Origin of the sequence: Trinickia sp., from assembly GCF_051961175.1 — a bacterium.
Classification (GTDB): domain Bacteria; phylum Pseudomonadota; class Gammaproteobacteria; order Burkholderiales; family Burkholderiaceae; genus Trinickia.
This window is the reverse complement of sequence record NZ_JBQCDN010000388.1, coordinates 1-11,068: the sequence shown is the minus strand read 5'-3', so window position 1 is coordinate 11,068 and position 11,068 is coordinate 1. Positions and strand designations below refer to the sequence as shown.

Here is an 11,068-nt window from a genome sequence, read left to right as displayed (position 1 = left end):
CTGGCCATTGTCGGCACGCCGCTCTCGCTGGGCGTCGCTTTGCTCGCGTTCGGCGCAGCGCTTGGTTCGCTCGACGTCGCCATGAATATCCACGGCGTGGAAGTCGAACGCGCCGAGGCTCGGCCGTTGATGTCCGGGTTTCATGCGCTCTTCAGCGTCGGCGGATTCATCGGCTCCACGCTCATGACCTTCCTACTTTCGGTGCGCGTCGGGATGCATGCGAGCGCCCTGCTCTGTGCGGCTCTGATGCTCGGCGCCATGGCGCTCGCGCGGCCGCGCCTGATGGCAACGGCTCAGGCCCATGATGGCCCGCTGTTCGTCGCGCCGCGCGGCATCGTATTGATGCTGGCCGCGCTAACGGTGATCACGTTTCTCGTTGAAGGTGCACTGCTCGACTGGAGCGCGTTGCTGATCACCCGCAAGGGGCTGGTCGTTGCTGCCCAAGGCGGGCTCGGCTACATGCTGTTCTCGATCGCGATGACCGTGGGGCGATTGAGCGGCGATGCCGTGACGGCACGGATCGGAGACCGATCCGTCGTGTTGTGGGGCGGATTGCTCGCGACGGCCGGCTTCGTTGTGCTGCTGACTGCGCCGGTCGCCGCGATCGCGATGCTCGGCTTTTTGCTGATCGGCTTTGGCGCATCCAATGTGGTGCCCGTGTTGTTTCGCCGGGCGGGCTCGCAACGTGCGATGCCCGCCACGTTGGCTGTCGCGGCGATCACGACGACTGGCTACGCCGGAAACCTCGCCGGTCCGGCGGCGGTCGGCTTCGTCGCCAACAAAGTGGGGCTGCCGGGGGCGTTCTGGTTGTTGGCCGCGCTGCTCTTCCTGGTGCCGTGTTGCGCTCGCTTGGTGACGGCGAGCCGACGCTGATCGAACGTATCAAGCGAAACGAGCGGGTGTGAACTCCCGCTCGTTTCTATCGCTGCGAACTTATACCCCGTTCGCCTTCAGGCGCGCGTCATACCAGCGTGCGAATCGCTCGAGTTCGCCTTCCGTGTAGTTCGAGTAGGGCCCCGGAATATAGCCTGGATCTTGCGTCCCGCTGTGCGTGTTGCCGACCAGTTCGGCATCTTGCGTCGTGGTGGCGATCCACACTTCGGTCAGTTTCTTCAGATCGTAGTCGATACCTTCCACGGCATCTTCATTCACGAGCCACACGGTCCGCACGCGCGTCTTGTCCGGAGCCAAGGGGATGGCATAGGCAATCACAGCGTGGTCGCTCATCACGTGTGTCCACGAGTGATGCCCCCACATGTGCACGTCGCCGAGGTCGCGCCGCTCCAACTTGCCCAGCAGCTTCGTGCTCGCCACTTTGGTGTCCATCGTCTGCGATTCGCCGGCGTTGGCGATCACGAGCCGCTGCGAGCGGAAATTCGTTTCCACGCTCTCGTCGAGCGATTCGAACAACGCGCACTCGTAGCCCGCCTTCTCCCATTCCGCGCTTCGCGCTTCGTTGTTCGCCAGATACTGCTCGTAATCGGCCAGCGATTCTTCGCTCTGGCCATCGGGACAGAAGCCGAAATCGTGCGCGAGGAACGATTGAGTGAGTTCGGGATGGGTCCCGCCGCAGTGGTAGCACTCGCGGTTGTTTTCCATCACGAGCTTCCAGTTGCCGTTCTCGATGATGTCCATCTCGTACGCGATCTTCGTGTGCTGCATGTCGTACGGTGCGAAGCGCGGCGTCATGACCGTGTCGAGCTTCGCAATGTCTTCCGGCGGTTCATCTGCCAGGCAAATGAAGATATGCGCGCCGACGACTTTGATATGCACCGGGATCAGGCTGCGGCAGTCCTTGTCGAATTCCTTGCCCATGTGTGTGGCGTGACGCAGGCTGCCGTCGAGGTCGTACGTCCACTGGTGATAAGGGCAAACCAGCATGCCGACGGTGACCTTCCCGGCGCTTTTGACGAGGCGTGAGCCGCGGTGGCGGCAGATATTGCGGAAGGCGCGGATGTTTTCGTCGTCGTCGCGCAGGATCAGGACCGAAGCCTTGCCGATATCGACGGCGAAGACGTCGCCGGGTTCAGGCACATCGGCCGTGACGGCGACCAGAATCCATCGTTTCTGAAAGAAGACGTCCAAGTCCGTTTCGAACACGTCTTGCCGTCCAAAAAGCTCGCCGGGCATCCCGCATCCGGGTTCCCGGCTGTCAAGCAGTTCGCGGTGGGTCTTGATGGGGATGACAGTCATTGTGGGCCTCCAATAAGTCGATATTTTCCCTATGCGTTGCATGTCGCTTCGCAATGAGCTATGCGCGGAGTATTGGATCGGCGATGGACAGCGTCAACGCGCTTTATTTTTCCCATCGCATTACTTTATGTTATGCAGAGCGGGAGAGATTTTCGGTAGTCTCTTCTGGCGCTCAGCGGGCGTACTAACGGCCCCGCGGCGTTCGAGATCCAATGCGCTGCTGACTTGACCGGTAGTCATTTTGAAAAGACGATCGTACTGCGGGAGGAGACGTGAAATCGCAACAGACAGCGGGCCGACATGACCAAAGCCACTAAGGGATATCGACGGATCGTACCGTCCTTGACGGCCCTCGTCGAATTCGAGGCGGTGGCCCGGTTGGGCAGCTTTACGCGAGCCGCAACCGAATTGGGGGTAACCCAGGCCGCGGTTAGCCGGCAGGTTCGATTTCTGGAGGAAGTGCTGGGCGTGCGCTTGTTCCATCGCTTGCACCGCTCGATCGCGCTGACCAGCGAGGGCGAGGCGCTTTACGTCGTCGTTGCGGAATCGATGCAGAAGATCGCCGGCGTATTCGATCGCTTGTCGATCGGTGCGGAGCAGCAAGAACTCGTGCTGGCATCGACCGCGCCGTTCGCGCAACTGCGATTGTTGCCGAGACTTCCGAACCTGAAGCACCTGGATCCGCCCTTGCAGCTGCGGTTGACTACGCAGATGTTCACCGCTGACCTCCGCCATGTCGAAGTCGACGTTGCGGTGCGATATGGCGACGGAAACTGGGGGGACGGGACGGCCACCTTGTTATTCGACGAAGAAGTGTTTCCCGTGTGCTCCCCGGCTTTTCTCGAGGAGAACGGCACAGCGGAATCGCTCGAGGCGTTGGCCGCTTTGCCGCTCATCGAATCAGATTCCACCTATGAGGGATGGATGGGGTGGGACGCCTGGTTTCGATCGGCAGGGCATCGCCCGGGGAAGTTGAACTACGTGCTTCGCAGCAGCTTGTACACCGATGCCGTTCAGGCAGCGAAGTATGGCCAAGGCGTCGCGCTTGGCTGGCACCGCCTCGTGCGCGACATGCTTGAAAGAGGCGAACTGGTTCGCCTGACGCCCGTCTCGTGCAAGCCGCCCGAAGCCTATTACGTCATCGTGCCGCACGGCCGAACGATGACACCCGCCGTCGCGCGATTGATTGAGTGGCTGCGCGAAGACACCCCTATCAGCTAAGTTTCAAGGTAAGTTTCAAGGACAACGATGCGGCTCGGCACGCAAGAAGCGCTTTTAATCGCACGGTAGGCGATCCTCGCCGCCGGCGCTAACGACGCCATCGCCGCTTCGCTGGCTGACGCTACGGTTTCCGTACACGACTCCACGATTACCTGACATGATGTCTCCCAGTGTTATGAAGATTGGATAGCGAGCCTGAGCGGCAACGCTTACAGCCAGTCGGTCTCGAAACTACAATCCGTGAGCGAGACGCAACCGTGCTCGGTGAGTACGACTTGTTGTTCGAGCTTGACGCCCTGAGTGCCGCAGTCCGCGCCGATATAGCTTTCGACGCACATCGTCATGCCGACTTCGAAGCGGCCGTCGTAACCCGCGCTTTCCCAATCGACCTGGTGTGCGATGGAGGGATACTCGTCCACCATCCCGATGCCGTGTGCAAGACAGCAGTACCGGTTCTTGACGTATTGATCGGGAATCTTCCAAGCCTTTTCGGAAAACTCGCGGAACGTCATGCCCGGCTGCAGCACGTTCATGTTGAAGTGCACCTGCGTGTAGGCGAGTTCATAGAGTTTGCACTGCTCGTCCGATGGGCGGCCATCGCCCACGAGCCACGTGCGGGAGATATCCGAGCAGTAGCCGTTGGGACCGACCATATCCGTGTCGAAGGCGAGCAGATCGCCCTTTTGCAAGACACGCGAAGAACACTCGTGCATCCACGGATTGGTTCGATCGCCTGACGCGAGCAGCCGCGTTTCGATCCACTCTCCGCCGTGGCGGATGTTTTCGAAATGAAGGTTCGCCCAGAGCTCGTTCTCCGTGATCCCGGGGCGCAGTGCCTGCCGCATGCGCTCGATGCCCTTTTCGGCCGTGCGCAGCGATTCGCCCATCAACAGGAGTTCGCCGGCCGATTTGATCAGCCGGGCAGGTTCCATCAACGCTTGACCATCGAGCAGCGTAATGCCGTGCTTTTCGAGGTAAGCCGTACCGAGCGGATCGAGCCGGTCGACAGCCAGCAGGCGCTCACCGGGAGCATGCTTGCGCAATACGTCGACGATTTCGGCGCCCCAGGCCTGTGCGCGGTGCTCCGCTTCCGGACCCGCATTGAAGTAGGTCCAACTGATGGGGTGCCGCAGTTCGACATCGTGGCCGAGCCCGTCCCAGACATGGTCGCTGCTATGAAACTCCCAGGCGATGATGCGGCCGTTTGCGAAGACCATGACGTATCGCGCGGGATTGCGCCCCGACCAAACCTGCATATTGGATGAGTCGGTGGCATAGCGGATGTTGACCGGGTCGTACAGGAGGATGGCCGGGCATTGATGCTTGACCAATTGCTCCCGCACCCGGGCGAGCCGATACGTCCTTACGTCCCGCAAGATGGCTTCTTTGTTGCCAAGTCCGACTGCGTTGCCTGCATCGAAGCGCTCATTGCCCGCCATGCTGCGTCTCCTGGAACTTGGGTTTGTTGCGGATAAGCGGGTCCAACGGTGGCGTTGAACCCGCTTACAAGAATCCGGTAATCGAATGAGTTGCCCGTTCTTGCCGACGGACTAGAACGACCAGCGACTAACGACTAAGGTCTACAGTTCGAGCACCAAGTCCGACGTCGGCCGGCTGCAGCAGAGCAAACGGAATCCCTTTTGAATTTCGCGATCGCGAATGCCGCCGTTGTGCTTCATCTCGACTTCACCTTCGAGCACCTTCGTTTTGCAGGTGCCGCAAATGCCTTGGCTGCAAGAAGACGGGATCGCGACGCCAGCCTTTTTTGCGGCGGCGAGCACGGTTTCTGTGGCGCTCATCGTGAACGTCTTCGACGAACGCGAGAGCTTGACGGTGAAGGTTTCTAGGGATGCAGCCTGGTTTTTCGGGGCGACGGATTCGGCCGGTTCCGCAGCCGCGGCACCCGCTGAGAAATCGAAGCTCTCCTGGTGATAGTGCGCCGGGTCGTGCCCGCCTTCGTGCAGCAATGTTTGCGCGGCCTTCATGTAGCCGGCCGGGCCGCACGTGAAGACTTCGCGCTCGGCGTAGTCGGGCACCCACTCGGAAAGCTGCTGCAGACTGAGCCGGCCGATAGGGCCCTGCCAATCGCTTTCGCTTCCGATCCCTTCGCAAAGGAAGAACGTTCGCAGGCGAGGCGACAGCGCGACGAGCCTTTCGAGTTCTTTGCGGAAGACGATATCGGCCGGTGTCCGCGCGCTGTGAACAAAGACGATGTCGCGATCGAGACCCAGGTCGATGCTCGCGCGCGTCATCGACATCAGAGGTGTTACCCCCGATCCCGCGGATAGATAGAGCGCTTTCACGGCGCCAGGCGCCGCGGTCGGCGTGAAGCTGCCGGATGGACCATACGCGCGCAACTGGCTGCCGGGCTTCATGTTCTCGTGAAGCCAATTCGACATGGTGCCGCCCGGTACACGCTTCACGGTGATCGACAGCAGATATGGGCGCGTGGGCGGAGAGGAAATCGTGTAGCAGCGCTGGACGGTCTGGCCTTGGACGTTCGCCGACACGGTCATGAACTGGCCCGGTTCGAAGCGAACCGGCGTGCCGTCGCCGACGCGGAATTCGAAGCTTTTGACATCGTGGGTCTCGTCCACCACGCGAGCACACGTCAGAATCTGTTCTTCGCCGCTCGCCCAAACCTTTGTGCCGCTCTCCCAGGTGCTGGCGTTCGAGAGCCGGTCTTTCGTTTGCTGCTCAGGGGCGAACATTCTTTCTACCGAGTTCATAGCAATCAACTTTGTATCGGGACACCGTGCGCGCTCATTCGGCTGCCTAACCAGCGCGTGAACTGCTCAGCGTGCGTTGTCGTGAGTCGCGAAAGCAGGGCGCCGTTTTATCCGTGCTGCCGGGCTCTTCTTCTGCTATTGCTGTTCGAGGTTCGGAGTGCTTTCGCTGTGATCCGAGTATTGGTGGGCGGCGAGGGTAGCGTCAATGCGCTTTATTGTCCCGGCGCTATTACATTAGGTTATGCGTGGGGTCCGGCCAGATCTTGCGACGCAGGCGGCGCCGGTGGTCGAATGGTTTCGGCGGCGCTGGGTAGAGTAGCCGTGGCTTCCTCGAGCCGATCTTCTCGCGCTACGTGATCGACCTCAATCGCCCGGCGAGCGGGGAGAGCCCGTATCCGGGGCGGACGACGACGGGGCTATGCCTACGGAGACGTTCCGCGGCGAGCCGCTTAGGGTGGATACATTACGCGCGCCTATGGTCAGCCGGAGCAAGGCATACACGCGGTTCAGCTCGAGATGTGCCAGTCGACCTACATGAACGAAACGGCGCCGTTCGAGTATCGGGCCGATCTTGCGGCCCGGGCCGAACCGGTGGTCGAGGGCATGGTGTCGGCGGCGTTGAAGGCGGTGCGTGCGCTGGGGTGCTGATATGACAAGGCCTGCTAAGCGGGCCTATGTTCAGATGGTCGGAGACCCAATTGTGCGATCTTTTCAGGCCGCAAGTTTAAACTCCATCCGCTTGCCCAATGCGGTAAGGGCGCTCGCAAGCGTTGTCAGCGTAAGGCTCGTATCCTCTTCATCCAGCAAGCGATTCAATGCTGCTCGGCTCGTGTGCATTCTTTCTGCCATCGCTGTTTTAGACAGTTTTTGAGCCTTCATCTCCTGCTCAATTTGCCATGCGATGATTCTCTTCATGGCAGTAGCCGTGGCTTCCTCGAGCCGGCCTTCTTCGGCGAGGAAGTCGTCGAAGCTACTTCCGACGTGCTTGTTTGCCATGTTGTGACTCCTTCGATTGCTTTGCGCTGACCGCGTCGTGGGCTTGCCGCATTCGTATGCGGGCGAGTTTTAGATCCGATGCAGGGGTTTGCTGTGACTTCTTAATGAAGCCATGGAGCAAGACCATCTGATCGTCAATAACCGTGAAAAATACCCGAGCGATCCGCTGCCGCAAATCAACCCGGACCTCCCAGATATCTGCCTCCATCTTTCGGACCAACGGCATCCCGATTGGCCAGCCAAGCTCAACCGTCTTGATGTCGTCCCCGATTGTCGTCCCCGATGGTTTTCCGGTCCTCGACATCCAAGCCGCGAAGCCATTCACGAACGGGTTCGTTGCCATTTTCTGACTGAAAAAAATAGACAAAGAGTACGCGATCGGGAGGGGCCATGCGGGAAGACGGGATATGGAAACATCTGGATTGTACCAAATTTGGTACGTTTGTCAATGGAAATCTGCGGGCTTCGGCTGCGGGAAGCGGAGACTGACCGACTGATGGAGCTGATGTGGCCAAGGCGCGCTCCGACTCCGAGCATATGATTTGTAGCGATGCAGAGTTGGCTGCTGCCGATATAGAACTGGCCGCGATGTGTCGAAGCGAAAGCGGTCGCGGCAAACCAAGCGGCATTCAAGGACCATGTGCGCCAACAGTGGAACTATCGCCAGCGCAAGGGTCATGACCGAGATTGCCTGGCTCAGTGGTACGCAGACCAAAAGCAATGGTTTATGAACATCGTGAACCGACAGGGGGACGGTGTGAGCGAGCCGCAAGCCGATCGACCGTCATCGGTGCCAACTCTTCAAACGAGCTTTGATTGTTCGTCGCCGACGTTCCTCGACGAGCAAGCGATTTGTCACGATCCCGGTCTTGCCGCTATGGATCTCGAGATGGCGCACGATTATGCTGCGGCGGTGCAGCGCGGGGCGCCGGACAAGCTCGCAGACAGCCAGCGCGACTGGGTTGTGCAGCGGCGCAATTGCGCGGGTGAGTTGAACTGTCTGCGGCATGCCTACGGGGTGCGTATCGATCAAATCCAGCGTTGGCCGGGATAACCCCCGGCCGGCCGCACTGAACCCCGCTGGCGCTCGTGCCTCAATCCAGCTTGAAGAAGCTCACAGTGGTATGCAGTTCCCGCCCCTGTGCCTTCAACGACTGCGACGCGGCGGCGATTTCTTCCACCAGCGCTGCGTTCTGCTGCGTCGATTGATCCATCAGCGACACCGCCTGATTGATTTCGTCGATCGAGCGGCTTTGCTCATGCGCTGACGCGGAGATTTCGGCCGTAATCGTCGCCACGTTGCCGATCGCATCCGTCAGTTCCGCGATCGTGCGGCCAGCCAGATCGACTTGCTGCGCGCCGGCTCTCACGTTTTCAACCGACGCGTCCAGCAGAACCTTGATCTCCTTGGCCGCATTGGTCGAACGTTGCGCGAGGTTGCGAACTTCCGAAGCCACCACGGCGAATCCGCGCCCGCTCTCTCCCGCACGGGCCGATTCAACTGCCGCATTCAACGCCAAAATGTTCGTCTGAAACGCGATGCCTTCGATCATCGCGACGATCCCCTCGATGCGGCCCGATTGTTCGACGGCATTGCCCATTGTTTGCGCTGCAGTTGAGACCGCTTCGTTGCCCCGGCGTGCGACTTGCACCGCGCCCGCCGCAACGTTGTTCACGTTGGTTGCCTGCGCGGCCGTCTCGCGCACCGTGCTGGCAAGCTGTTCCATCGTCGCAGCCGTCTGCTGGATCGAAGCCGCCTGCTGTTCCGTGCGCGCCGACAGATCGCCGTTGCCCATGGACACTTCGCCTGCAGCGACTTCGAACTCGCGGCTGCTCGCCATGACCTTGACCAGCACGCCATGCAGTTTCTCGACGAACGCGTTGAACTGCGTTGCCAGGAGACCGACTTCGTCGTGGCTGTCCTGCGGCAGGCGCCGAGTCATGTCGCCGTCGCCGGTTGCGATCTCTCGCATCGAGCCGGCAAGGTGGCGCAACGGGGACGTCATGCGACGGCCCAGCGCGATGGTGATGGCTAGCACGATCGCCAGCACGAGCAGCCCGCTACCGATCAACATGAATGTCAGGCGGTTGGCACCCGCCATCATTTCTGCGTTGGGCACGAGCGCGTAGTACTTCCAGCCGTTATGTGGCGACGTATAGACATACGCACGATATTCGGTGCCGTCCATATCCACCGTAGCCGGCCCGTCCGGCGTATCGGCGAGTTGTTGATAACCGCCGCCGAGGCTCTTGAGTTCCTTGAAGCCATGCGCTTTGTCGCGCGGATCGATCAAGATTTTCCCACTGCTGTCCGCCACCATGACGTATCCGGTCTTGCCGAAGTGGATGCTGCTCATGGCCTTAGCAAAGGCATCGAGCGTGATATCCGCTTCCACTACACCGATGACCTCGCCCTGTCCATTCTTCAATGTCTTGGAGAACGAGATGCATACGCCGCCCTCGCTCGCCGCATTGAGGTAGGGTGCGGGCCTGACGACCTTGTCGGGCGTGGCCATCGCGAGCTGGTACCAAGGCCGAACGCGCGGGTCGTAATGACCGCTGGGGAAGCTTTCGATCGGCCATTGCACATAGCCGCCCGATTTCGTGCCCACGTCGAGGTAACGCAGGCTGGGATGGCTTTCGCCGAATTGCTTGAACGTGCTGAAGATCGCTGTCTCGACCGGGCCGTGGCCGTCAGCTGTCATTTCACCATGCGTGAAATAGTTCGTGAGACTGTCATCTGCTGCCTGGAGTTGCGCGAGCCCGGTGATGTAGTTGAGGTTGTCCTCGAATTCACGGAACGTCCCGTCAAGCGATTCGTCGGCCTGGCTGATTTTGGCACTGCTGGAACTGGCGAACGCATCGATGGCTTGCTGCCGGACATTCACCGCGCCCACGGTCGTCAACATCAGAACCGTAATCGCCAGTGCAGCGCTCGACACCGCGCTGATCTTGAATGCAATTGAAGAGGGAAACTTCATAGATTGGAAACTCTCGCGCCAAGGAAATCGCAAGCTCATGAGCGCCGGACACGCTGAAGCCGCAGAAGGAAGTGCTGACTAGGTTGTCGGCAAATCCTGACGGTACTTGAATGTAAGGCGGGCAGATCGAGGGTTAAGCACAACAAATGCACCCTACCGATTAGTAGTATTTAATCGGCGGCAGTAAGGGCCACCTGCCCGAGGTCGATCGAGAGAACGTGCCGGGCGTGCCGAATGGCGCGGTTCAGCCGCGATTCGATGATGAGATGCGGCGGGCGGGGTGCAGCGCGGGCGGCCACCACGTCAGAAGTATTCGCAGTCCCATTCCCTTTTCTCGCAAGGTATGGACGCAGTGTGGGGCGGGAAAATCCGGGACGCGAAAATATAAGCGGAGACGATCTTTAGCAAAAGCGCAATCGACGTCCCGGCGCTTGCGAATGCTGACCGGCGGGCCCCGAAGTCAGGCGGCGGGGCGCTTTGCCGGTCTATTTATGCATCGGCCCGATGCGGCTCGTCATGGCCGAGCCGCCGAATTCGCCCGGTGAACAGGACGACAGCCGCGACCACCGGGAGAATGAGCAGCCCTTCCAGGACGTCCGGATCCAGCGACAGATGGGCGGCGTGAAGCGCCCGCAGTGCCGCACCGGAAAGGTTCAGGACATAGTAGGAGATGGCCGCGACCGAAAGCCCTTCAACCGCATGTTGCATGCGCAGCTGCGTTTTTGAAGTGCGGTTCATCCCCTCGAGCAGGGCGGTCGTATGTTCTTCCTGTGCCAGATTCACGCGAGTCCGCAATAGATCGACGGCCCGCGCCACCCGTGTCGCGGATTGCTGATGGCGGGTCCAGACGGAACTGCAAGTTTGCATGGCGGGCAAGAGCCGGCGCTGCATGAATTCGGCGATCGTCGGAAACCCCACGATCCCCTCTTCCCGAAGTTCGGCTATGCG

The 11,068-nt window shown here is 60.3% G+C and carries 11 protein-coding genes; 4 read left to right on the top strand and 7 right to left on the bottom strand.

What is annotated here, in order from left to right:
• On the top strand, positions 1-873 hold an 873-nt coding region (locus tag ACTHL0_RS22075), incomplete at its 5' end, for an MFS transporter (protein ID WP_440569035.1).
• A gap of 60 nt (positions 874-933) precedes the next feature.
• Here ACTHL0_RS22075 and ACTHL0_RS22070 read toward each other — a convergent pair.
• Complete coding sequence (locus ACTHL0_RS22070; RefSeq protein WP_440569034.1) at positions 934-2,193, bottom strand: aromatic ring-hydroxylating oxygenase subunit alpha; 1,260 nt, start codon at positions 2,191-2,193, stop codon at positions 934-936.
• 300 nt (positions 2,194-2,493) lie between these two features.
• Here ACTHL0_RS22070 and ACTHL0_RS22065 point away from each other — a divergent pair, with 300 nt between their 5' ends.
• Positions 2,494-3,414, top strand: a complete 921-nt coding sequence (locus tag ACTHL0_RS22065) for a LysR substrate-binding domain-containing protein (protein ID WP_440569033.1) — start codon at positions 2,494-2,496, stop codon at positions 3,412-3,414.
• Between the two features lie 209 nt (positions 3,415-3,623).
• Here the strand turns inward: ACTHL0_RS22065 and ACTHL0_RS22060 are convergent, their stop codons facing one another.
• On the bottom strand, positions 3,624-4,853 hold the full coding sequence (locus tag ACTHL0_RS22060) for a M24 family metallopeptidase (RefSeq protein WP_440569032.1): 1,230 nt from the start codon (positions 4,851-4,853) through the stop codon (positions 3,624-3,626).
• A gap of 141 nt (positions 4,854-4,994) precedes the next feature.
• Positions 4,995-6,143 (bottom strand): 2Fe-2S iron-sulfur cluster-binding protein, encoded by a 1,149-nt coding sequence (locus tag ACTHL0_RS22055; protein ID WP_440569031.1) that lies wholly within the window; start codon positions 6,141-6,143, stop codon positions 4,995-4,997.
• A gap of 516 nt (positions 6,144-6,659) precedes the next feature.
• Here ACTHL0_RS22055 and ACTHL0_RS22050 point away from each other — a divergent pair.
• Positions 6,660-6,791 carry a hypothetical protein gene (locus ACTHL0_RS22050; RefSeq protein WP_440569030.1) on the top strand — a complete coding sequence of 44 codons (132 nt, stop codon included), beginning with the start codon at positions 6,660-6,662 and terminating at the stop codon, positions 6,789-6,791.
• Positions 6,792-6,854: 63 nt separating this feature from the next.
• Here ACTHL0_RS22050 and ACTHL0_RS22045 read toward each other — a convergent pair whose 3' ends face one another.
• Both ACTHL0_RS22045 and ACTHL0_RS22040 read right to left on the bottom strand, forming a co-directional pair.
• Positions 6,855-7,139 carry an XRE family transcriptional regulator gene (locus ACTHL0_RS22045; RefSeq protein WP_440569029.1) on the bottom strand — a complete coding sequence of 95 codons (285 nt, stop codon included), beginning with the start codon at positions 7,137-7,139 and terminating at the stop codon, positions 6,855-6,857.
• On the bottom strand, positions 7,114-7,365 hold the full coding sequence (locus ACTHL0_RS22040) for a type II toxin-antitoxin system RelE/ParE family toxin (RefSeq protein WP_440569036.1): 252 nt from the start codon (positions 7,363-7,365) through the stop codon (positions 7,114-7,116). Before ACTHL0_RS22040 ends, ACTHL0_RS22045 begins: the two co-directional genes overlap by 26 nt.
• Positions 7,366-7,866: 501 nt before the next feature.
• On the opposite strand from ACTHL0_RS22040, the gene ACTHL0_RS22035 reads away from it, so the two are divergent.
• Positions 7,867-8,193 (top strand): lysozyme inhibitor LprI family protein, encoded by a 327-nt coding sequence (locus ACTHL0_RS22035; protein WP_440569028.1) that lies wholly within the window; start codon positions 7,867-7,869, stop codon positions 8,191-8,193.
• A gap of 40 nt (positions 8,194-8,233) precedes the next feature.
• On the opposite strand, the gene ACTHL0_RS22030 is transcribed toward ACTHL0_RS22035, so the two are convergent.
• Together ACTHL0_RS22030 and ACTHL0_RS22025 are read right to left on the bottom strand one after the other, a co-directional pair.
• Complete coding sequence (locus ACTHL0_RS22030; RefSeq protein WP_440569027.1) at positions 8,234-10,120, bottom strand: methyl-accepting chemotaxis protein; 1,887 nt, start codon at positions 10,118-10,120, stop codon at positions 8,234-8,236.
• Positions 10,121-10,609: 489 nt separating this feature from the next.
• The coding region (locus ACTHL0_RS22025; RefSeq protein WP_440569026.1) for a DUF3422 family protein at positions 10,610-11,068 on the bottom strand (459 nt) is incomplete at its 5' end.